The organism is Corynebacterium sp. TAE3-ERU12, from assembly GCF_019209905.1.
GTDB lineage: Bacteria > Actinomycetota > Actinomycetes > Mycobacteriales > Mycobacteriaceae > Corynebacterium.
The window spans coordinates 641,149-662,670 of the sequence record NZ_JAHUTM010000001.1 but is presented as its reverse complement, the minus strand read 5'-3'; the positions used below and the strand labels follow the sequence as shown (position 1 = coordinate 662,670).

Sequence of the window (21,522 nt, the reverse complement as noted above, 5' to 3'; positions counted from 1 at the left end):
AACGGAACCCTCGTCACTCTCGTGTAAGGAGTTCTAATGAACCCAACATTGGCGCGAATCTTGTAAGCGATTGCTGGCTTCTTAGTGGGGTGTGCCACTTTGTACTTGGGTGGTTTATTCACCCTCGACGTGCTCGAAACAACCGTTCTATTTGGGTTACTGGCACCGGTTATCGCAGGTCCTCTTATTGCGATCGTGATCTTCTGGTCGGCACGCCAAACAGACTATATTCCAGTCCGAAAAGCAGGGTACACGTTCGGTACGTGGTTCATTATCGGGCTTGTACTTACAGGCCTAGCTTGGTCGTGGCTACTTTATGCTTACGCCACCGGATCTCCGTACCCGACGTTCTAGGTGGGCTAAGAGTTCTTTACTCCCGACGATCGCATGAAGTATGCCCTACACACACGATGGCGGTGTCGCCGTTCTACTGCTTGTATGGCGGGTACGACGTCACTCCGCATGTGGGTACCCACTGCAGACAGCCTCCGACACTGGAAGAGACCAAGGAATACGCGCAATCAGTTCGCGCAAGTTTAGGGTTGCACTGACGAGGGCATACACCGCCAATATCTGGCGTTTTCCAGCGCCGACGACTGCTTGCCACCACGTGGAATTGGCCTCACGCCTTGCCCTTGTTCGAGTCGTAAGCGAGCCTAAATGTGGAGGACCAAGGTTGACTCCGCAGTCCTGCCCGCCGCCGGCAGCAAGACCAGTCCCCTCCCCAGCACCAGTTGCATTGGGTTAATCTACCCGAAACCATCTCCGCTACCGGCAGTAAATACAAAGGTAGTTCGTTGACAAGCCCCACCCCGGCGGCGGAACTAGCATAAGTAGTCAACCATCGTGCCGTATAGCTAACGGTGAGCCGAAGATACCTTGAGGTGAAACACGAACTATGAAAACGAGGGCAGTTGCTACAGGCTGGTTCATTCTCAGCGTGCTACTCATTGCCTTTGGGACGTGGGTGTTGAGAACTGGATTCGATAACGCAAACACAACAGGTGCCACGGGGAGCGCAACCCCTGGACTCGTACTTTTTGGACTCAGAGTAGTCCTGCTCATCGCCCTGTTGATATTTATGGTGCCGCAGCTACTGAATCGCTCCACGTCTGACGATGGGTAATACCCCCACTAGTTGTGTCTCCAGCGACTGCAGATACCTTCTAGAACCCCGCTCCGGTATCGCACCGGGGCGGGGGTTTTCTGAACAGATGTGCCCTTTTTTGTACGTGTTTTTGATTTTGCACCTGTGCGCCACACAAAGAAAATCCCCGTTTACGCAGGTAAACGGGGTGTTGTGCGCCTGGGGAGACTTGAACTCCCACGTCATAAGACACTGGAACCTAAATCCAGCGCGTCTGCCAATTCCGCCACAGGCGCGGAAAACTTAACCGGGGTCTTGAGGCCACGGAAATGCTTCACCAGATAGGCTAGTAGGCGTGTCCTCCACTCCACAAATAGACCACGCCCCAGCGTCCCAGCCGCCGCGTCGGCGTGTGCGGGTGGTGCAACTCATCTTCCTCATCGCTGCGGTCACTGCGACTATGCTGCTGGCCTATTGGCAGTTCAGCCGCTGGGAGACCACCAGTTCGTTCCAGAACCTCGGATACGCCCTGCAGTGGCCCGCTTTCGGTGCGTTCTTCATCTGGGCCTACCGGCGCTATATGGAATACGAGAAGGAACGAGCTGCAGGCAATATCGAGGCCGCAGTTAATACCGACGATGACACGATGACCGAAATCCCTGAGGGGTTTCTGCCCCCGCGCCCAGGTAGCGAATCGGCCACGACGCAGCAGAGCTACGAAGACACTACTGACCAGGAGCGTTAACCAGTGACTGAACCAGTGCCCTCGTCCCCCAACCCCACTCGAATCAAGCGCGTCAAGCGCGCCCTGACGTTTTTCTCCGTGACCGCCTACATCACCGGTTTCATGTTGTTACTGCTGTGCGCAGTCATGATCGCTATCTACGGCTTCATGGGTTACGGCTTCACCGACGGCCAAACCAAGCCTGGCTGGTTCACCACCGTCGCTGTGGTGCACGGCTACTGCTACATGGCGTTCATGATCGCCGTGGTGAATCTGGGTGTGAAAGCCCGCTGGGAACCGATGAAATGGGTCATCACCGCACTTGGTGGCGTTGTACCGATGCTGTCGTTCTTCGTGGAAGCCAAACGGCGCCACGAGGTCGAAGAAAAGTTTGACCTGGCGTAGCGCCGTCTAGATTCAGCTCACTCGCGGGTTAGCCCAGTCCGGGCTCTCCCGCGAGTTTTTCGATCACCGATACGGCCTGCCGCAGGGCCCGACCGCGGTGGCTAATCGCATTTTTCTGCTCCGCACTGAGCTCAGCGGCAGTGCGCCTATGTGCAGCAGAGTCGGTCATACCAGCCCCACCGATACGGCGTTGGTCTTCTTCCGCCGGAATGAAAATAGGGTCATAGCCGAAACCGCCATCGCCTTGGGCGTGCTCAGCGATCCGGCCTGGCCACTGGCCACGCACGGTAGCGACCCCATCGGGCTGCTGACCAGGGGTAGCAATAGCAATAGCGCACATGAAGCTCGCGCTACGCCGACCAGCTGGAATATCGGCCATCTGGGCCAGCACCAACTCTAAATTGGCGGTGTCCGCACCATGCTTGCCGGCCCAGCGGGCAGACAGCACACCCGGCATACCGCCCAGGGCCTCAATGCTCAGGCCGGAGTCGTCGGCAAGACAAGCCATACCAGTGGCATTAGCCCCGTCAATAGCCTTGATGATGGCGTTGTCCTCAAACGTTGCGCCCGTTTCCGGGCGCTCAGGGTAATCGTCCACATCGGCCATGCTGACCAGTTCGATCTGGTCGAGGTCAGCGTCGGCAAGCACCTGCTCTAATTCGATGAGCTTCTTGGCATTGCGGGAGGCGACGAGCAATTTCATCGGCACACTCCCCTACTGCTGGCCCGGCAGCTGACCCGGGTACGGCGCACTCAGCGCCTGCTGCTGAGCAGCAATAAGCTCCCGCAGACCCTTTTCTGCGACATCAAGCATCTCATTGAGCTGGGCCCGGTTGAAGGTACCTTCCTCACCCGTGCCCTGAATCTCAACGAGCTCATCATTGGCGTTCATGATGACATTGAGGTCGACCTCAGCGCGGGAATCCTCCTCATAGGGCAGGTCCAGGCGAACCTCACCATCGATAATGCCCACCGACACTGCAGCCACCGGGGGCTGCAACGCATCGCCGGAAACCGCGCCAGCGGCCTTGAGATACGTCAGGGCATCAGCCAAGGCGACATAAGCGCCAGTGATAGCGGCAGTACGGGTACCACCATCGGCCTGCAGCACATCACAATCGATATTGATGGTGTTTTCACCGAGCGCACGCAGGTCAACCGCAGCACGCAGGGACCGGCCCACCAGGCGAGAGATTTCGTGAGTGCGGCCCTTCACCTTGCCGCGCATTGCCTCACGGGGCATCCGGTCATGCGTGGCGGCCGGCAACATGGCGTACTCGGCGGTGAGCCAGCCTTCCCCGGAATCGCGCTTAAAACGAGGCACAGACTGCTCAACGCTGGCGGTACACATCACACGGGTATTGCCGAAGCACACCAGCACAGAACCCGCGGGATTATCGGTGAAACCACGGGTGATGGACACCTTGCGCATCTCATCATTGGCACGGCCATCGGCACGGTTGGTGTTCTGATTCATCGAAGTCATGCACCCCACCGTACCTACGCCCCCGACGCAAACGTCGGCTGAGGGCAACTGGTTAGTTGCCGACTTCAATAACGCGCCCGCAGTACGCCAGACTCACCGGGCCGTCGAACTCACTACGAGCTGCCGCCAAGGCTGCCTCTTTATCGTTATATGGCGGAATATGGGTAAGCACCAGCTCACGCACCCCAGCTTCACGGGCGGCGCGACCAGCCTCGAAACCAGATATGTGCATACCCGCAACAGGGCCTTCTGCGCTGCCGCACCACGTGGCTTCAGCTAGCAACAAATCCGCGCCCTGGGCCATCTCCACCAGCTCATCAGTCCAGGCGGTATCACCGGTATAAGCCATGCAATAGTCGGCGGATTCGACACGGAACCCGAAGGTCACAATGGGGTGAACCATCGGGAAAGGAGTCACAGTCATACCACCGGCCTGGAAAGACTGCCTGGCGGTGAGAGTATGCACATTGAACGTGTCGGAGATGTCATCAATGCTGTCGCCAGTTTCTGCCGAAGCGCGACCAATACGCTCAGCAGTATCAGAGGGGCCGAAAAGGTTCGCCTTGGCGCCTCCCCCATCCTTGGGGTGGAATCGGCGCCACACAATCATGCCGGGCAGATCCAAACAATGGTCAGCATGCAAATGGGACAGAGCCACATCGACCGAGCAGGGATCAATATGGCGCTGCAATTCACCAAAAGACCCCGGGCCTAAGTCCATGACCAGCGCACCTTCGGGTCCCTGCACCAGGTAGCCGGATGCGGGCTCACCTGGAGCCGACATGCTCCCTGAGGCCCCCAAAACCGTGACGTTCATACGTCTATCGTGCCACGTGATGGTGAATGCAGGAAAGACAACCCCATTATGGGAGCTGATCTCACATTATCGCGCCGCCTGTGACATCTGTTACGGCCGGACCGAGGAAGCGCCGGGCAAGCCGCAAAAACGGCTCCGGATCGCCAGTGGCCTCAAAACTCAACGTCGGATGCGGGTCCACCCCCGGCTCGGCCAATAAGTCCAATTCACTCAGCACCCGCAGCACATCCTTAGCGGTCTCCTCCGCCGAGGACACCAACGACACATCCGGGCCCATCGCCAACTGCACCACACCAGAAAGCAATGGGTAATGCGTGCAGCCGAGCACCAACGTATCGACCCCCATCTCCTGTAACGGCGCCAGATACCCCTCGGCAATCCCCAGGATCTGGCGGCCCGAGGTGATCCCCCGCTCGACGAAATCCACGAAACGAGGGCAATCCACCGCCCCGGCCTCCACCGTCGGAATGGCATCGAAAAGATCCTGATACGCCCTAGACCGGATAGTTGCCGAGGTAGCAATCACACCGACTTTGCCATTGCGGGTAGTTGCCACCGCACGCCGCACCGCCGGCCCAATTACCTCGACAATCGGCACCGGGTACCGCTCGCGGGCATCCCGCAAGAACGCCGCGGTAGCCGTATTGCAGGCAATGACAATCATCTTGCAGCCCCGGTCGACGAGATCGTCGGCAATATTTTGCGCATAATGCCGCACGTCGGCGAGCTTGCGCGGCCCATAAGGACCATTGGCGGTATCGCCGATATAGATGATCGATTCCTGCGGTAGCTTCTCGACGATGGTGCGCGCCACCGTAAGACCACCAACACCGGAATCGAAAATGCCGATCGGTGCAGTGCGGTCCACATCGAGATCAGTGGGCAGATTGGGGTGAGTCACGCACGATTCCTTCCACTAATGCGGGCCGCAGCCACGATGCCGCCAATCGCACCGAAAAGGTGCATCTGCCAGCTCACGCCCATCTGGGTGGGGAATACTCCCCACAACATGCCGGAATAAGAGAACAACAAGACAATGCCCAGCAAGATCTGCCGCACCGACCGGTTATAAAACCCACGGACCAACAAAAACGCCAACCAGCCGTAGATAAGACCGGACGCACCGATATGGACCTGCCCGAAACTGCCAGTCAGCCAGGCACCAAGCCCGGAAATGATCATCACGATGATGGTGACACGAAACCATAACCTGCGCGAACTCCACGCAATCAAACCAGTGAAAATCGCCGCCGGCACCGTATTAGCCATCAGGTGCGCCAGGTCAGCATGCAGAAAAGGCGCGCACAGCAGCCCCCACAAACCCTGCGGGTCCCACGGGCGCACACCGAAATAATTCAGGGTTCCGGCGAAAAAGAAGCGGTTGATGAAAAACACCGCCCAAATCACGACGACGAACCATAAGGCAGTGCGAATAGCTACCCCAGGGCCACCATCACGCTGGGTGGGGGCGGGGGCCATACGCGGCGAGCGCCGAACCGTGGGCTGGGCGCCATAGGCCCGCGTCGGATTGCCATACCAACCTGGTGCCATCGTTACTCCTCACCGTGCCGCGGTTGCGTGTTCCGCAAAAGCTAGCACCCCACCACGACTGGTGGCGCTGCGCACCGCATCAACAATGGCGAACTGCACCGCATCAGCAGCAGCAGCGCTCAGTCCAGCCAGCTGCTCAGGACTCACCCCCGCCGGGTTGTCCTCCGTGCCGGAACCAACATCACCCAGGCAAAACAGGGTGTCCCCATCAAAAGGCAAGTGGGAGGGGCGAATCGCCCTGGCCATACCATCATGGCCGGCCATAGCCAGGCGGCGTGCCTGGGCCGCAGTAACCGGCGCATTGGTGATGACCGCACCAATAGTGGTGTTCAACGCCGACGCAGCACCGTCGGAAGCTGCCGAAGCTGCCGAATCCGCCGAATCAGAACCCTCCTCCCGGCGCAATACCTTGGTCAATCCCACAAACACTGTGTCCAAACCGGCCCGGGCATCACTATCCAACGTGCCCCAGTCCGGGTCACCGTAGAGCCTATTATCGGGCCCAACCACCGCCCCCAAGGGATTCGCCACCACAACAGCAGCCACATAAGCGCCGCTATCGAACCGCACCACAGCCTGCCCCACCCCGCCCTTGAGCGCACCGGCCATCGCGGCGGTCCCCGCGCCCACACTGCCGGACTGGGCAGGCCCAGCGCTCGCCGCGTCAAAAGCAGCCCGGCCCAGCTCAGCATCAGGCGCATCAGCCGCCCCGACAAGCAGATCAAAAATCACCGCAGCAGGCACCACCGGGATTCGGATATCCGGGTGATCCTCACTGACCTGCACACCGACGCCGTTATCCCGCAACGCAGCCAACACACCATCAGCAGCAGCCAGGCCCGGCGCGGACCCACCACACAAGGCAATAGCGTGAACACGCTGCACAGTGTTGGAGGGATCAAGTAAGTCAGTTTCCCGAGTGCCGGGTCCTCCCCCACGCACATCAACCGCACCGATGGCGGCCACATCGGGGATAAGAACCGTCACACCAGTATCACCACTGCTGGCATGGCCAACGCGCACACCGACGGTGGCTTCAGCAAAAGCGTCAGCGCCAACGTCGGCACGCCCACCGAAAACCGCAGCCGCGCCCTGGGGATTGCGCTGAGCACTCATGCGCGCATGAGCTCCTCAACCAGAGACTCCTGGTTATAGGTCAGCCACTGGTAGAACATGTCGGTTTGCTCGGCGTGCTCCATCGGACCAGCGAGATTCTCCAACGACGCATGTAAATAAAGCCGCAGGTCATTAATCGCAGCCAGCCACGCATGAGCCTGTTCCTCTGTGATGGTGACCACACCATCGTCGGCGGGCTCCAGGGCCTCAATCACTGTGCGCAGCTGCTCTAATTTGCCGCGGGTGATATCGGACTCATGCAACGAACGCAGCATCGCGTTCTCACCGTCGTACTGCTCATCATCAGGCTTCTCGAAATCCGGCAATAATCGCGCCAGGCGCGGGTCATCGGGGGCTTCGGAATGCCCCGAGACCATGCCGGTGAGTTCTGACAACTCATCTTTTGGCGCAGTGCGGGCGCGCTCCATCAGCGAATCGCATACCGTCACCGCCAGTTCGCCGAGCAGCTGTCGCTCCTGCGGCTCCAGGACGGCCTGGTAGCGGATGCCGCCACGCAAAAGAGAACGCTTGCGTTTCCAAGGCTGCATTGAGGGGATGCTCCTTCCCGGGGCGGCGGCCCGGCGTCTACTCGGCCTGCTGCATTGTGGCCCACAGGCCAGCCTTATGCAGCTTCTTCACATCGGATTCAACTTTGTCACGCTCGCCCGAGGACACCACAGCACGACCCTCCTCATGCACCTTCAGCATTAGTTCGTGGGCCTCCTGGCGGCCCATCCCGAACAGCATCTGGAACACGTAGGTGACATAGCTCATCAGATTGACTGGGTCATCCCAGACAATGCAGAGCCACGGTTTATCGGCCTTGGTCTCCGTATGGGGGTCGGCGACCTCCATTGGGGTTGCGGCAGGCATGGTCATGTTCACCAGAATAACGACGCCAATTGATACGTGCACCGGGTTAGACTCGGCGTCGTGACTGAATCGACCGCGTTACTTACCGATATGTACGAATTGACCATGCTGCAGGCCTCTCTGCGCGATGGCACCGCCCACCGGCAGTGCGCCTTCGAGGTCTTCGGTCGGCGCCTTCCCAATGAACGCCGCTACGGTGTGGTTGCCGGCACCGCCCGGGTTCTCGACGCGGTCACCCGCTTCCGGTTCACCGAAGAGCAGCTGGCCACCCTTGATTTCCTCGACGAAGACACCATCGAGTACTTACGCCAGTACCGCTTCACTGGGCATATCGACGGCTACCGCGAAGGCGAACTGTACTTCCCGGCCTCCCCGATTTTGACTGTGCGCGGCACCTTCGCCGAATGCGTGATCCTAGAAACACTCATCCTGTCGATTCTCAACTCCGATTCCGCGGTCGCCTCCGCCGCCGCACGTATGGTCACCGCCGCTGATGGCCGACCCATTATCGAGATGGGGTCGCGCCGCACCCAGGAAACCGCCGCTGTCACCGCCGCCCGCGCCGCCTACCTCGCCGGTTTCGATGCCACCTCGAATCTGGAGGCATCGAAGGAATACGGCATCCCAGCCTCGGGTACCTCTGCGCATTCGTGGACCCTGCTGCATACCGACGCCGATGGCAATGCCGATGAGGCAGGTGCCTTCCGCGCCCAGGTTGATTCTCTGGGCACCGGCACAACGTTGCTGGTGGATACCTACGACATCACCCAAGGTGTTGCCACCGCCATTGAGGTCGCCGGCCCGGAACTTGGTGCGGTACGCATCGACTCCGGTGACCTTGGTGTGCTGGCCCGTAAAGTGCGCCAGCAACTTGATGACCTCGGCGCCCACAACACCCGCATCGTGGTCTCCTCTGACCTCGACGAGTTCGCCATTGCCGCGCTGCGCGCAGAGCCCGTCGACGCCTATGGTGTGGGCACTTCCGTGGTCACTGGGTCTGGGGCCCCCACCGCTGGCCTGGTGTACAAGCTCGTCGAGGTTGAGGGGGTGCCGGTGGCGAAACGCTCGCGGGATAAGCATTCACATGGTGGCGCCAAGGCTGCGGTGCGTGCTTGCCGACGCTCTGGCACGGCGGTCGAAGAAGTCGCCTACCCCTTGGGCGCTGAGCAGCCGCAGATCGGTACCTTGCAGTCGCACCCGCTCACCGTGGCGTTGATGCGCGATGGTGAGGTCATCGAGGGCTTGCCGACGTTGGAACAGTCGCGGGAACACTTAGCTGCCCGCCTCATCACCCTGCCGTGGGAGGGCCTGGCGCTCTCCCGGGACGAGCCTGTTATTCAGGTTCGCTTCGACCGCGTCTAGCCCACTGTGTCTGATTTCTTCGACGAGGTAGCCGCTGATTTCGACACCCCCGAGGTCGATATTGCCGGCGATGTGCACGACGAGGCGGACCTGCTCGACCCCGCCACCGCCGATGAGGTGGAGGGCCTGCTGGCAATCGCTGTTGACGAGCTCGGTGGTAGCCGCCGCGATGGCCAGGTGGCAATGACCCGCGCCGTGCACGAAGCACTCAGCTCTGGCAAGCATGTTGCTGTGCAGGCCGGTACCGGCACGGGTAAATCACTGGCCTACCTGGTTCCCGCGATCCGTTCGGCAATGACCGATGGGGGACCTGTGGTGGTATCCACGGCGACTATCGCGCTGCAACGCCAGCTTGTCGACCGGGACCTGCCGCGCCTGGCTGAAGCGCTCTCCGGCCCGCTGGGGCGCACCCCGACCTTCGCGATCCTCAAAGGCCGCAATAACTATGTCTGCCTGGACAAACTGGAACGCACTGAGACCGCGGACCCACACAATAACGACACTGACCAGGCAGAAATCATTAACGAGGCAGCGCTGAGCCGCCAGGCCGCTGAAGTACTGCGTATCCGCGAATGGGCCAGGCACACCACCACCGGGGACCGCGATGAACTCGTCCCCGGTGTTTCCGACCGGGCCTGGCGGATGGTGTCGATGACCTCGAAAGAACGCGCCGCTGCTGGACCGTGCCCGGAAGGTGAAGAATGTTTCGCCGAACAGGCGCGCCGGGCGGCCAGCATGGTCGATGTGGTGGTCACCAATCACTCACTGCTGGCTATCGATGCGATGACCGATGCGGCGGTGCTGCCGGAACACTCCAAGGTCATCGTTGACGAGGCCCATGAACTGGAATCCCGGATCACTGGTATGGCCACTGAAGAACTCAGTCGCCGAGCCATTGCTAACGCCGCCACCAGGGCAAAGAAATTCGGCGCGGAGGACCAGGCAGACCGGCTCAATGATGCCAATGATGCGTTCCACACCTTGCTGCACGATCTCGGGGACCAGGTGCAATGCCGGTGGGTGGAGCTCGACCCCGCCGTCGGCAATGCACTGGCAGCGCTGCGCAACGCCTTGCATGCCACGGTCACCGCACTGCAGACCTCCAGCCAGGGTGAAGACGCCGACCGGCAAACCGTGCTGGCCATGTGCGAAACCCTGCACGACACCTGCGTGCGGGTACTGGAGCAATTCGAGCAGGATGATCCTGGTGCTGGGCCCGATGTGGTGTGGGCTAATGAGGACCAGGTCCTCACTGTGGCACCGCTGTCGATTTCTGGGCTGCTGCGCGAGCGCCTCTTCGGTGAATCCACGGTCGTCTTGACCTCAGCAACACTGACCTTAGGTGGGCGTTTCGACGCGATGGCCGCCACCTGGGGACTGCCGAAAAACAGTTTCACCAGCCTCGATGTGGGCTCCCCCTTCGATCCGGCCCGGTCCGGCATTTTGTACGTGGCCAGCGACCTGCCGCGCCCCGGACGAGAGGGCACTGACCCGGCAATGCTGGACCGCATGGAGCAACTCATCACCGCTGCCGGGGGCCGCACACTGGGACTATTCAGTTCGCGGCGTGGCGCCGAGCGGGCCGCCGAACAGCTACGTCAGCGCCTCGAAATGCCGATCCTCTGCCAGGGCGAAGACACCACCGGGGCGCTCGTCGACCAGTTCGCCGCCGATGCGCAAACCTGCCTATTCGGGACCTTATCGCTGTGGCAAGGCGTGGATGTGCCTGGGCCAGCACTGTCGCTGGTCATGATTGACCGCATCCCCTTCCCCCGCCCCGATGACCCACTGTCCTCCGCGCGGGCGCGGGCTGCGGATAATGCCGGGCGCAATGGGTTCATGGAGGTCTCAGCCACGCACGCAGCCCTGCTGCTTGCCCAGGGCGCCGGCCGGTTGCTGCGCTCCGTCGATGACCGCGGCGTCATCGCAGTGCTCGACCCGCGCCTGGTCACCGCCCGGTACGGGCCGTGGTTGCGCAAATCAATGCCGCCGTTCTGGTTCACCACCAATGTGCAGCACGCCCTCAAGCCACTAGAGCGCCTTAACGCCGCGCACTAACGCTAGCTAGTGCCGGTTACAGCCCGGCGCGGTCGGCAGCACCGACGGCATAAGCAATGAGGTGGTCAACCATCTCCACCGTGGGAGCCCCATCCGGTGCAGCATTGGCGGGCATATCACGCACCCGACGCACCACCCCTTCAGCAATAATGGCGACCTTCCACAAACCCAGCACATGCCAGTACGCCAAAGCGCTGCCATCACAACCGGTGGCATCGATATAGCGCTGGGCCAGCTCCTGCCCCGTCGGGAAGCCCTCCTGCAAAGCGGCGGCGAAACCAGGTAAGACCAATCCATCACGCTCTGGCCAGTAGGCAAGCAAGCTGCCGACGTCGGCAAGCGGATCACCGAGGGTGGACAGTTCCCAGTCCACAACGGCTAGCACCGCGCCGGTCTCCGGCTGACACAACAGGTTGCCCAGGTGCAGGTCACCATGAACCAACACAGTACGATCCTGCGCCGAGATGGTGTTCTCAAGGCGCTCGGTGAGACTATCCAAGGCAGCCGAGTCCCGAGTGCGGGTGCGCTCCCACTGCCGCGACCAACGACGCAGCTGACGAGGGGCATACGGCTCGTGCGACGCTAGCGAATTGAGCCCCGTGGCATTGAGATCAACATTATGGATGGCGACCATAGCGTCGATAAGCCCCTCGGCCGCCGCCCGGCGCGCCTGAGGGCTGAACTTCTCCGCATGCCGATCAGATGTGATCGCAACCCCGGGGACCTCCGCCATCGCCACAACCGGCGCATCGGCGATATCGGCGTCCTCAGCGATGCCAAGAATCTCCGGCACCGGCACATCAGTGCCCCAAAGCGCCTGCATAATACGGCCTTCGCGGGCCACATCATGGGCCGAGGACTGCAACGCCCCCAGCGGTGGGCGGCGCACGACCACGCGGTTGCCCTCCGCGTCGGTGGCACGGTAGGTCAAGTTGGACTGGCCGGCGCCGAGGCGCTCGAAATCGACGGGCCCACGGGTGGCGCCGGGAAGGTGGTCAAGCCACTTGGCGATCCGGTCCGGGTCAAAAGCAGTGGGGGTGGATTCACTCATCGGTTCTCCTTGCGGTGACGGCGCAGTTCAGCGCGCGCGATGGTCATCAAATGCACCTCATCGGGGCCGTCGGCCAGGCGCAGGGCGCGCAGACCAGCCCAGAACGTGGCCAGCGGGACATCATCAGTCACACCTTCGCCGCCAAAGACCTGGATGGCCCGGTCCACCACATCCAAACCAACCCGGGGCGCGGCGACCTTAATCGCCGCAATCTCCTGGCGGGCTTCCTTATTTCCATATTCGTCCATCAACCAGGCAGCCTTCAACGTCAAAAGCCGGGCCATCTCAATATCGATGCGGGAATTGGCGATCCAGTCTCGAATATTGTCACGGCTAGACAGCGGGCGGCCGAAAGTCTCCCGGGAATCAGCGCGGGTACACATCAGCTCCAAGGCACGTTCGGCCATCCCGATAGCGCGCATGGCGTGGTGGATACGCCCGGGCCCAAGACGGGCCTGGGCGATCGCGAAGCCCTGCCCCTCCCCTTTGAGAATGTCCTTGGTGGGCACGAAGACATTATCGAAGTGCACCTCAGCATGACCCTCGCGGTCGTGGTAGCCGAAAACCGGAAGGTTGCGCACCACCTGCACGCCAGCAGCGTCGGCAGGCACCACCAACATCGACTGCTGGTGGTGCACATCAGCATCAGGGCTGGTCTTACCCATAACAATCAGCACCGCAAGGTTGGGGTGCATGGCATTAGACGCAAACCATTTGCGGCCATTGAGCAGGTAGCCGCCGTCGGTGGGCTCCATGCGCATAGCGACGTTAGTGGCGTCAGAGGAAGCCACACCAGGTTCAGTCATGCAAAACGCGGACCGGATGGTGCCCTCAAGCAGCGGGGTGAGGTATTTCTCGCGATGCTCGGCAGTGCCGAAAAGCTCGAGGATCTCCATATTGCCGGTATCGGGGGCATTGCAGTTGAACACCTCCGGGGCCAAGTGCGGGCTGCGGCCCATGATTTCGGCAAGCGGTGCGTATTCGGTATTGCTCAGCCCCGGGCCGGTGCCGGGGTGCGGGTGGAAAAGATTCCACAGGCCTTCAGCTTTGGCCTTGGCTTTGAGCTGTTCGACGACCTCAGGGTGGTGGTGCGAGTTACCGGTGGCTGCAATGGCCTCGGCGACGCTCCGTTCGGCCGGGTAAATATGCTCGGCCATGAACGCCTCGAGCTGGGCCTGCAGTTTCTTAGTGCGCTCGGTGGGGCGGAAATCCATATCGGGCCTATTTCTTCGGGGTGGGTTGCGGCGTGCCGATGAGCTGACCACCGTCAATAACGACGTTCTCGCCGGTTATCCAGCCAGCAGCGTCGCTGGCGAGGAAGGCGATGAGCTGCGCGACGTCGCCGGGTTCGCCGATGCGGCCCAGCGGGGTGATGGAGTTCACGGCCTGCTCATGGTCGCGCCACAGTGCCTCTGAGAGTTTGGTGCGCACCACGCCCGGGGAAATCGCGTTGACCCGGATTGCGGGGGCAAGTTCGCGGGAGAGCTGGCGGGTGATGTGCAGCAACGCGGATTTCGCCGCGTCGTAGGCGCCGAGGTGGTCCTCGACGGTGAGGGCACCGATGGAGGCGATATTGATAACCGAGGCGCCGGGATTGTTGCCCATCCCGGCGCGCACTGCGGCACCAGTCCATGTCACCGGGGCGAGCGCATTGATGGCGAAGGTTTTCTCCAGTGCTTCGCGGCTCTGCTTCACCAGCGGGCCGAAGGCGGGGTTCGTGCCGGCGTTATTGACCAGCACGTCCAGGCTGCCGAATGTGTCTACTACTTCGGCGCAGCAGGCTTCGGCGGCTTCTTCGCTGCCGGCATGGGCGCCGATACCGATGACGTTTGCGCCGGTGTCGGCAGCAATCTCGGCGGCGGCTGCGTGTGCGGCCGCGTCGTGGCGGGAGGTGATGGCGATATTGGCGCCGGCTTTGGCGAGGGTGACGGCGGCGGCGCGGCCAATGCCGCGGGTGCCTCCGGTAATCAGTGCGGTGCGCGAGGTGAAGTCGTAGGTAATCATCGTGTGCGTCCTCGTTGGTGGGGCTGCGCCCCGGGTCGCTCCCAACGCTATTAGCTGGGATAGTTCCGCCAACCCTAAACTGAATCGGGATTCATGTCACCGTTTTTCGGCAGGCCCCACCCGGGGTGTACCCCCAAGGCCGCCCACCACACCCGGTTAACGGTGGCTAGTACTCGCTCGAAGGTGGCATCACTGTTATCGAAGACCCCTTCCACCCATGTGGCATAGGCCAGCCGGGAGGTCATCGAGGACAGCGCCGCAGACATCATCTCCGTATCAATCCCGGCGTCGATCTCCCCGGCCTCGCGCAATTTTTCCAGCCATGCCGCGTTGCGGGCAACGAAGTCTTGGGCGCGTTGAATACGGATATCGCGGATATCACTGCGCGCCTGGGATACCTGTTCCAACAACGCCATTATTTCCGCATTCCGACGGTATGACTCCAGGTAGGAGCGGTTTGTGGCGGCAAGTTCCGCACCTGGGCTGGCGTTGCGTACGGCTGCGGCAGCAGGTCGGCGCATGTCATTTTCCACACTGCGCAGCACGGCGGCGAGCAATGCTTCTCGGCCAGCGAAGTGAGTGTAGAGCGTTCCGACGGAGCAGCCCGCCTCGGCTGCGATATCAGTCAGTCGAGCGTCGTGATAGCCATCGCGGATGTACACGCGACGAGCGGCATCCAGAATCGCCGCACGGCGTTTCTGGGCGGCGTGTTCGCGGGTGGTGGCGGCGTCGGTCATGGCCTCAGACTACGCACCGCAGGCCGGGCGGCGGCAGCGCAACAACTCCCTAGACATTGAATAGTGATTCAGATAACATTGCCCGAAAGGAACTACACTAGATAAAACCATGACACCGGTTACTGGTTGTTCCGCCGTGAACACCGCACACCGAACCGCACACTAAGGAGCAGCATGCCGCTTACCTCGACTATCACCGACTACCCGTTGCCGGAGACCACCCTGTTCGACCTGCTCTTTGGAGATATCTCCGAAGAACACGCCGATAAAACCGCCATTGTCGACTCCGCCGGCAGCATCACTTACTCCGAGTTGAAGATCCTCGTCGAGGCTTTCGCTGGTTCGCTCGCCGCCCGCGGCATCAAAAAGGGCGATGTCGTCGCCCTGCACTGCCCGAACTCCACCACCTTCGCCGTGGCCATGCACGGCGTGCTGCGCGCCGGCGCTATCTGCACCACTGTCGCATCAATGTCGACTGAAGAAGACGTCACCAAGCAGCTGCAGATCTCCGGCGCCAAGATGATGCTGACCGCATCCTCCATTGGCTGGGCAGGCAAACTCGGCGCCCAAAACGCCGGCATTTCCGACGATATGATCATTGGCCTCTCCGGCACCCACGGTGTCGGTGAAATCGTCCACGAAGGACACCGAGCCCCTGATGTGGAAGTCCACCCTGACGATGTGGCGGTTATCCCCTTCTCCTCGGGAACCACCGGCCTGCCCAAGGGAGTACAGCTCACCCACCGCAACCTCACCTGCAATGTCGTGCAGGCAGCGCTGGCCACCGAAGACGCCCTCACCGTGGATACCCCCACACTGACGGTGCTGCCGTTTTTCCATATCTACGGCATGACCGCCCTGCTCAACCTGTGCCTATACCGCCGCACCACCCAGTACACGATGGCCGAGTTCGACTTCGCCGCCTTCCTGCACATCGCCCAGCAGTACAAGGTGGAGTTCGCCTTCATCGCCCCGCCGATTGCGGTGGCTTTGGCGAAGCACCCCGCCGTCGACAAATTCGACCTGTCCTCGATGCGGGTTATCTTCTCCGGTGCCGCCCCGCTGGCCAATGAGCTAGCCAAGGCCGTCGAGAAGCGTATTGGCTGCACCGTCGGCCAGGGCTTCGGCATGACCGAGACCTCACCGGCAACCCATATTCGCGTCAACCATGAGGCCCCCTTGGATTCCATTGGCCGCGCTGTGGCCAATACCGAATACAAGATTGTGGATGTCTCCAAGGACGACTTGCCGGAGATCGACGTGCCCAGTGAGGGCCATTCCGAGGCCGGCGAACTGTGGATCCGCGGCCCCCAGGTGATGCTGGGCTATATCAATAATGAAGAAGCCACCCGGCAGACCATCACCGAGGACAACTGGCTGCGCACCGGCGATATGGCCGAGTTGGACCCGGAAGGCAATGTCTACGTTGTCGACCGCTTCAAGGAGCTCATTAAGTACAAGGGCTACCAGGTCGCCCCCGCTGAGCTAGAGGACCTGCTGCTGCAGCACCCGAAGGTTGATGATTCGGCGTGTATCGGTGTTACCCGGCACAGCGATGGCGAGGAAATCCCGAAGGCGTTCATCGTGCTTGCTGAAGGCACTGAGCCTTCCGACGAGCTGGCCAACGACATCATGGAGTTCGTCGAAAACCGTGTCGCCGGCTACAAGAAGGTCCGCGCTGTGGAGTTCATCGACGAGATTCCGAAGTCCAAAACCGGCAAGATTCTGCGCCGCAACCTGAAATAACCCCACTGCTTTTCCGCCCGCCCCGGGCTTGGTGCCGTAAATACGGTTCCCGAGCCTGGGGTTCGGCTTTATTCGCTTACCGACGGCCCTTGCGCCCCATCCCCGGCGCGTCACCCAGCCGCCGCGGCGTCGGTGGCGTCGCTGGCATCGATGGCGTCGACGGCGCACACAGTCACCGAGCCGGGGGCGACCTCGGTATAGCCAGCATCAGCGACACGAACTAGGGCTGTATCGGCAATCGCCTGGAATACCTCGCGCGGCACTTCGCGCACATTGACTTCGCACCCACTCTCCCACCAGGCCCACACCCGCTCAATCGGCAACTCTGCGGCCAGAAGCATCGCCGCGTGACCCACCTGGGCTGCGGCCTTACCGACGCTCATGCCAAGGTCGGCGTCGATATAAATCGTCGGGCGGTTGTGCTGAAGTGGGGGTTGCTGCCCTGCTGGTTCAATATCGGTGCCGCTGATTTGTAGTTTCCCGATGCGCGGGTCGACCTCATCTAGTGGGCCGGGAATAAACGACCGCACCTGCGCGCCCTGGTCCTCTGCGGTAGCACCGGCAACAGCCTGCACATCACGCCACTTCTTCCCCCGCGCCCGGCGGGCAATCTTGCGGATCCGGGCGCCGTACCAGCAGGCCAATGCCTCCCGGTAGGCGCCATCGTCGGCACTGCCAGGCTCCGGTTCGGCAGCCAAGGGGTGCAAGCACGCCAGCGCAACCGAGGCACCAGCAGCCTGAAGCAACGCAATCCGCTGCGGCGGGTTAGCCTTTTCTATCCGCAACACCATCGGCATAGCCCGGACGGTCTCAGGCCGATTCGGGTCCTCCCACCCGCTGCGCTGCTGGGTGGTGCGCAGCAACGCATAGGCGGATACAAACCAGGCGGGAATATCGCCCATTACTGCTCAAGCGGCACCCGGCGCAGGGTGCCGTCCTCGCGGTCGGCGTGCTCAATCTCATCGCGGGTAATACCGAGGAAGAACAGCACCTCATCAAGGAACGGATTATTCACCGAGGTATCCGCGACCTCCTTGAGCGCCGGCTTGGCGTTAAAAGCAATGCCCAGGCCGGCCACGGAAAGCATGTCAATATCATTGGCGCCATCACCAACGGCCACCGTCTGGTGCATCACCAGACCGGATTCGGCGGCGAATTCCTTGATGCTGCGGGCCTTTTCCTGCCGGTCAACCACATCGCCGATAACCCGGCCGGTGAGCTTGCCGTCAACAATTTCCAAGGTATTAGCGCGGTAGAAGTCCAGGCCGAGGTCTTCCGCCAACGGCTTCAGAATCTGAATAAAGCCACCAGAGACCGCACCGGTTTTATAGCCCAGCCGTTTCAGAGTACGAATCGTGGTCCGCGCACCCGGGGTGAGCTCGACCTGGTTACTGACCTCGTGCAGCACGGATTCCGGCAGACCGGCCAGGGCCTTGACCCGCTCATGCAGGGACTCGGCGAAATCAAGCTCGCCGCGCATGGCGCGTTCGGTCACAGCAGCAACCTCGGCCTCACGACCAGCGTGGGCGGCGAGCATCTCGATGACCTCACCGGTGATGAGGGTGGAGTCCACATCGAAGCAGATCAGGCGTTTGGAGCGACGCTGCAAACCATCGCGCTCGATCGCAATATCAAGACCGGAGTCCAGTGCTAGCTCAGCCAGGGCCTTACGCAGCGGGACACCGCCACCTGGTTTGGGGTTGGCGATGGTGACCTTGAGCTCCAGGCCGGTTACGGGATAGTCAGCGATACCGCGGATGGTGTCGATATTGGCCCCATAGTCGGCCAGCACCTGGCCGAGGCGGGAGATATTGGCGGCGGTCACCGGGTTGCCCAGCACGACAACAGCGTGGGTTGAGGCGTGCCGGGTGGAATTGGCCGCGTCTGTGGATACCCGCACCGTCATGCCATAACTGCGCAGGGTTTCCTGCAGCCCGGAGGACATCGTGTCGAGTTTGTCGCCGCGCACGCCGATGAGGGTGGCAAGCGAGAGGCGTTCCCGGAAGACGGCCTGTTCGACGTCGAGTAGCTGCGCGCCGTGGGCGGAGAGTACCCGGAAGAAAGCGGCTGAGACGCCGGGCCGGTCGGCGCCGGTGGCGGTGACTACTGCGCGAACGAATCCGTCGGGCAGGGCCACGGTCGAGATATCCGATGGGGCATTAGAAATGTCGGTGCTCACGGGTTGAGTATCGCAAACCGCGGCGTGGGTCGCGCGATGTGGGTGTGGGTTCGGCGCTGCGCTGCTCTGCTCGGCGGGGCGCTGCTCGGCGGGGCTCGGCGCGGCGCTGCTCGGCGGGGCTCGGCGCGGCGCTGCGCTGCTCGGCGGGGCGCTGTGATGGCAGATCCGTACCGTTTGCGCAGATCCGTACGGAATTTCGCACGGATCTGCGCAAAAGGTACGGATCCTTGCTGAGACCGGGCGCACAGGCCCGGCAGCAGACAAAACCGCGCCCCCAACCGGTGTGGTTGGGGGCGCGGTAGCAGCTATAGCTGCTGGCAGCTAACAGCTATGCCTGCTGGCTTAGAGCTGGGGGCCGACGTGGGCCTCGGCACGCATGCGCTCGACCATGTGCGGGTAGTGCAGCTCGAACGCGGGGCGCTCGGAGCGGATACGCGGCATGGAGGTGAAGTTGTGGCGCGGCGGCGGGCAGGAGGTGGCCCACTCGAGGGAGTTGCCGTAGCCCCACGGGTCATCGACAGTGACGACCTCGCCGTAACGGATGGACTTGAAGACGTTCCAGATGAACGGCAGGACCGAGATACCGAGGATGAAGGAACCAACCGTGGAAATCATGTTCAGGGTGGTCCAGCCATCGGTAGCCAGGTAGTCGGCGTAACGACGCGGCATACCTTCGTTACCCAGCCAGTGCTGGACGAGGAAGGTGGAGTGGAAGCCGATGAAGGTCAGCCAGAAGTGGAGCTTGCCAAGCTTCTCGTCGAGCATGCGACCGGTCATCTTCGGGAACCAGAAGTACACGCCCGAGTAGGAGGCGAACACCAGGGTGCCGAAGAGGGTGTAGTGGAAGTGCGCGACGATGAAGTAGGTATCCGAGATGTGGAAGTCCAGCGGCGGGGAGGCCATCATGATGCCGGTCAGACCACCGAAGAGGAAGGTCACGATGAAGCCCAGAGCGAAGATGATCGGGGTTTCGAAGGTCAGGTGACCCTTCCACATGGTGCCGAGCCAGTTGAAGAACTTCACACCGGTGGGCACCGAAATCAGGAAGGTCATGAAGGAGAAGAACGGCAGCAGGACAGCACCGGTGACGAACATGTGGTGAGCCCACACAGCCATGGACAGGCCAGCAATCGACAGGGTCGCGAAGACCATGCCGGCGTAGCCGAACAGCGGCTTACGGGAGAACACCGGAACAACCTCGGTGATGATGCCGACGAAGGGCAGCAGCAGCACGTAGACCTCGGGGTGACCGAAGAACCAGAAGAGGTGCTGCCACAGGATGGAGCCACCGTTGGCCGGGTCGTAGATGTGGCCACCGAGCTTGCGGTCGTAGAGCACGCCAAGAGCGGCGGCGGTCAGAACCGGGAAGATAAGCAGTGCCAGGATCGAGGTCACCATGATGTTCCAGGTGAAGATCGGCATGCGGAAGGTGGTCATACCGGGTGCGCGGAGGCACAGCACGGTGGTGATCATGTTGATGGCGGAAGCAATGGTGCCCACACCACCGACGCCAACACCGACGATCCACAGGTCCGCGCCAACGCTCGGAGAGTGGATGGAGTCGGACAGCGGGGAGTACATGGTCCAGCCGAAGTCAGCAGCGCCACCCGGGGTGAGGAAGCCCGACAGCATAAGGATGCCACCGATGGTGGTCAGCCAGAAGCCGAAGGCGTTCAGACGCGGGAATGCCACGTCGGGGGCACCGATCTGCAACGGAAGGATGTAGTTAGCGAAACCCCACACAATCGGGGTACCGAACAGCAGCAGCATCACCGTGCCGTGCATGGTGAACAGCTGGTTGAACTGCTCGTTGGATAGGAACTGAAGGCCCGGCTGGAACAACTCAGCGCGGATGAGCAGGGCCATGAGACCGCCGATGAAGAAGAACGTGAAGCTCATCACGATGTACATGATGCCGAGCTTCTTATGGTCCGTCGTCGTCAGCATTTCCCACGCCCAGTTGCCCTTACGGGAGTGACCGAAAGGCGCAGGACGCTCAACCTCAGTCACTTCCTGACTGGGTCGCGGCGATACTGCAGTCATTCTTCCTCCTGACTACGCGATACCCGCTAAATAATGCGGAATACCGAAATTCGAGTGCTGCCTTGGCACCGATGCCTCTGTCTTATGCGCACAGGCGACGAAGACAGGGGCACTGCTGCCACTTGGAACAGAGTGTATAGGGAACCTGTGGAAAAGTTAAGGCGGCGACGCCCCAGCGGGGCGCGGCCATTTGGGGTCGAACCTGAAATTTTTACTAAGAATTACCTTAAGCTGCACTGTTGAGCTGGGCAGGACCATAAGTTTCCTGAGTGTTCCTTACCCT

The 21,522-nt window shown here is 61.5% G+C and carries 20 protein-coding genes and 1 tRNA gene; 5 read left to right on the top strand and 16 right to left on the bottom strand.

Annotation, left to right across the window (positions count from 1 at the left end; translation table 11 throughout):
• Window positions 1-1,301 precede the first annotated feature (1,301 nt).
• Window positions 1,302-1,383, bottom strand: a tRNA-Leu gene (locus KRX51_RS02990).
• 59 nt (window positions 1,384-1,442) lie between these two features.
• On the opposite strand from KRX51_RS02990, the gene KRX51_RS02985 reads away from it, so the two are divergent.
• Window positions 1,443-1,832: a hypothetical protein gene (locus KRX51_RS02985; protein WP_370625001.1), complete on the top strand. Its 390-nt coding sequence runs from the start codon at window positions 1,443-1,445 to the stop codon at window positions 1,830-1,832.
• Window positions 1,833-1,835: 3 nt separating this feature from the next.
• Window positions 1,836-2,216: a DUF3817 domain-containing protein gene (locus KRX51_RS02980; protein WP_218361449.1), complete on the top strand. Its 381-nt coding sequence runs from the start codon at window positions 1,836-1,838 to the stop codon at window positions 2,214-2,216.
• 28 nt (window positions 2,217-2,244) lie between these two features.
• Here the strand turns inward: KRX51_RS02980 and rdgB are convergent, their stop codons facing one another.
• From rdgB to clpS, 8 genes are all read right to left on the bottom strand, one after another.
• Window positions 2,245-2,919 (bottom strand): RdgB/HAM1 family non-canonical purine NTP pyrophosphatase, encoded by a 675-nt coding sequence (gene rdgB / locus KRX51_RS02975; RefSeq protein WP_218361448.1) that lies wholly within the window; start codon window positions 2,917-2,919, stop codon window positions 2,245-2,247.
• Between the two features lie 12 nt (window positions 2,920-2,931).
• Entirely contained in the window at window positions 2,932-3,702 is a 771-nt protein-coding gene (gene rph, locus KRX51_RS02970) for a ribonuclease PH (protein WP_370625000.1), read from the bottom strand.
• Window positions 3,703-3,754: 52 nt separating this feature from the next.
• Window positions 3,755-4,486 (bottom strand): MBL fold metallo-hydrolase, encoded by a 732-nt coding sequence (locus KRX51_RS02965; RefSeq protein WP_370624999.1) that lies wholly within the window; start codon window positions 4,484-4,486, stop codon window positions 3,755-3,757.
• Window positions 4,487-4,580: 94 nt separating this feature from the next.
• Complete coding sequence (murI, locus tag KRX51_RS02960; RefSeq protein WP_218361446.1) at window positions 4,581-5,420, bottom strand: glutamate racemase; 840 nt, start codon at window positions 5,418-5,420, stop codon at window positions 4,581-4,583.
• A complete protein-coding gene (locus tag KRX51_RS02955; RefSeq protein ID WP_255549358.1) occupies window positions 5,417-6,070 on the bottom strand; it encodes a rhomboid family intramembrane serine protease in 654 nt (217 codons plus the stop codon). Before KRX51_RS02955 ends, murI begins: the two co-directional genes overlap by 4 nt.
• Window positions 6,071-6,079: 9 nt before the next feature.
• The gene (locus KRX51_RS02950) at window positions 6,080-7,186 is read right to left on the bottom strand and encodes a P1 family peptidase (protein WP_218361445.1); all 1,107 of its coding nucleotides are present in this window, start codon (window positions 7,184-7,186) and stop codon (window positions 6,080-6,082) included.
• A complete protein-coding gene (locus KRX51_RS02945; protein WP_218361444.1) occupies window positions 7,183-7,734 on the bottom strand; it encodes a DUF2017 domain-containing protein in 552 nt (183 codons plus the stop codon). The genes KRX51_RS02950 and KRX51_RS02945 overlap by 4 nt, the downstream gene beginning before the upstream one ends.
• A 37-nt stretch (window positions 7,735-7,771) precedes the next feature.
• Window positions 7,772-8,065, bottom strand: a complete 294-nt coding sequence (gene clpS / locus KRX51_RS02940) for an ATP-dependent Clp protease adapter ClpS (RefSeq protein WP_218361443.1) — start codon at window positions 8,063-8,065, stop codon at window positions 7,772-7,774.
• Between the two features lie 54 nt (window positions 8,066-8,119).
• On the opposite strand from clpS, the gene KRX51_RS02935 reads away from it, so the two are divergent.
• Window positions 8,120-9,421, top strand: coding sequence for a nicotinate phosphoribosyltransferase (locus KRX51_RS02935; protein ID WP_370624998.1), 1,302 nt, complete (start codon window positions 8,120-8,122; stop codon window positions 9,419-9,421).
• Between the two features lie 60 nt (window positions 9,422-9,481).
• The gene (locus KRX51_RS02930; protein WP_370625046.1) at window positions 9,482-11,479 is read left to right on the top strand and encodes an ATP-dependent DNA helicase; all 1,998 of its coding nucleotides are present in this window, start codon (window positions 9,482-9,484) and stop codon (window positions 11,477-11,479) included.
• 16 nt (window positions 11,480-11,495) lie between these two features.
• Here the strand turns inward: KRX51_RS02930 and KRX51_RS02925 are convergent, their stop codons facing one another.
• From KRX51_RS02925 to KRX51_RS02910, 4 genes are all read right to left on the bottom strand, one after another.
• Window positions 11,496-12,530 carry a phosphotransferase family protein gene (locus tag KRX51_RS02925; protein ID WP_218361442.1) on the bottom strand — a complete coding sequence of 345 codons (1,035 nt, stop codon included), beginning with the start codon at window positions 12,528-12,530 and terminating at the stop codon, window positions 11,496-11,498.
• On the bottom strand, window positions 12,527-13,744 hold the full coding sequence (locus KRX51_RS02920) for an acyl-CoA dehydrogenase family protein (RefSeq protein WP_218361441.1): 1,218 nt from the start codon (window positions 13,742-13,744) through the stop codon (window positions 12,527-12,529). The genes KRX51_RS02925 and KRX51_RS02920 overlap by 4 nt, the downstream gene beginning before the upstream one ends.
• Before the next feature lie 7 nt (window positions 13,745-13,751).
• Entirely contained in the window at window positions 13,752-14,534 is a 783-nt protein-coding gene (locus KRX51_RS02915; RefSeq protein WP_218361440.1) for an SDR family oxidoreductase, read from the bottom strand.
• 74 nt (window positions 14,535-14,608) lie between these two features.
• Window positions 14,609-15,271, bottom strand: coding sequence for a TetR/AcrR family transcriptional regulator (locus KRX51_RS02910; RefSeq protein ID WP_218361439.1), 663 nt, complete (start codon window positions 15,269-15,271; stop codon window positions 14,609-14,611).
• Between the two features lie 174 nt (window positions 15,272-15,445).
• Between KRX51_RS02910 and KRX51_RS02905 the strand changes: the two genes are divergently transcribed.
• Window positions 15,446-17,017 (top strand): AMP-binding protein, encoded by a 1,572-nt coding sequence (locus KRX51_RS02905; protein ID WP_218361438.1) that lies wholly within the window; start codon window positions 15,446-15,448, stop codon window positions 17,015-17,017.
• A gap of 110 nt (window positions 17,018-17,127) precedes the next feature.
• On the opposite strand, the gene KRX51_RS02900 is transcribed toward KRX51_RS02905, so the two are convergent.
• The 3 genes from KRX51_RS02900 to ctaD form a co-directional block, all read right to left on the bottom strand.
• On the bottom strand, window positions 17,128-17,919 hold the full coding sequence (locus KRX51_RS02900) for an aminoacyl-tRNA hydrolase (protein ID WP_218361437.1): 792 nt from the start codon (window positions 17,917-17,919) through the stop codon (window positions 17,128-17,130).
• A complete protein-coding gene (gene serB, locus KRX51_RS02895) occupies window positions 17,919-19,196 on the bottom strand; it encodes a phosphoserine phosphatase SerB (RefSeq protein WP_370624997.1) in 1,278 nt (425 codons plus the stop codon). The genes KRX51_RS02900 and serB overlap by 1 nt, the downstream gene beginning before the upstream one ends.
• Window positions 19,197-19,538: 342 nt before the next feature.
• A complete protein-coding gene (ctaD, locus tag KRX51_RS02890) occupies window positions 19,539-21,239 on the bottom strand; it encodes a cytochrome c oxidase subunit I (protein ID WP_218361436.1) in 1,701 nt (566 codons plus the stop codon).
• Between the last annotated feature and the right edge of the window lie 283 nt (window positions 21,240-21,522).

Excerpts from the sequence above, each read along its gene's own strand:
- rdgB (WP_218361448.1), bottom strand. The coding sequence starts at position 2,919 with ATGAAATTGCTCGTCGCCTCCCGCAATGCCAAGAAGCTCATCGAATTA.
- rph (WP_370625000.1), bottom strand. The coding sequence starts at position 3,702 with ATGACTTCGATGAATCAGAACACCAACCGTGCCGATGGCCGTGCCAAT.
- KRX51_RS02965 (WP_370624999.1), bottom strand. The coding sequence starts at position 4,486 with ATGTCGGCTCCAGGTGAGCCCGCATCCGGCTACCTGGTGCAGGGACCC.
- KRX51_RS02955 (WP_255549358.1), bottom strand. The coding sequence starts at position 6,070 with ATGGCACCAGGTTGGTATGGCAATCCGACGCGGGCCTATGGCGCCCAG.
- KRX51_RS02950 (WP_218361445.1), bottom strand. The coding sequence starts at position 7,186 with ATGAGTGCTCAGCGCAATCCCCAGGGCGCGGCTGCGGTTTTCGGTGGG.
- KRX51_RS02945 (WP_218361444.1), bottom strand. The coding sequence starts at position 7,734 with ATGCAGCCTTGGAAACGCAAGCGTTCTCTTTTGCGTGGCGGCATCCGC.
- clpS (WP_218361443.1), bottom strand. The coding sequence starts at position 8,065 with ATGACCATGCCTGCCGCAACCCCAATGGAGGTCGCCGACCCCCATACG.
- KRX51_RS02925 (WP_218361442.1), bottom strand. The coding sequence starts at position 12,530 with ATGAGTGAATCCACCCCCACTGCTTTTGACCCGGACCGGATCGCCAAG.
- KRX51_RS02920 (WP_218361441.1), bottom strand. The coding sequence starts at position 13,744 with ATGGATTTCCGCCCCACCGAGCGCACTAAGAAACTGCAGGCCCAGCTC.
- KRX51_RS02915 (WP_218361440.1), bottom strand. The coding sequence starts at position 14,534 with ATGATTACCTACGACTTCACCTCGCGCACCGCACTGATTACCGGAGGC.
- KRX51_RS02910 (WP_218361439.1), bottom strand. The coding sequence starts at position 15,271 with ATGACCGACGCCGCCACCACCCGCGAACACGCCGCCCAGAAACGCCGT.
- KRX51_RS02905 (WP_218361438.1), top strand. The coding sequence starts at position 15,446 with ATGCCGCTTACCTCGACTATCACCGACTACCCGTTGCCGGAGACCACC.
- KRX51_RS02900 (WP_218361437.1), bottom strand. The coding sequence starts at position 17,919 with ATGGGCGATATTCCCGCCTGGTTTGTATCCGCCTATGCGTTGCTGCGC.
- ctaD (WP_218361436.1), bottom strand. The coding sequence starts at position 21,239 with ATGACTGCAGTATCGCCGCGACCCAGTCAGGAAGTGACTGAGGTTGAG.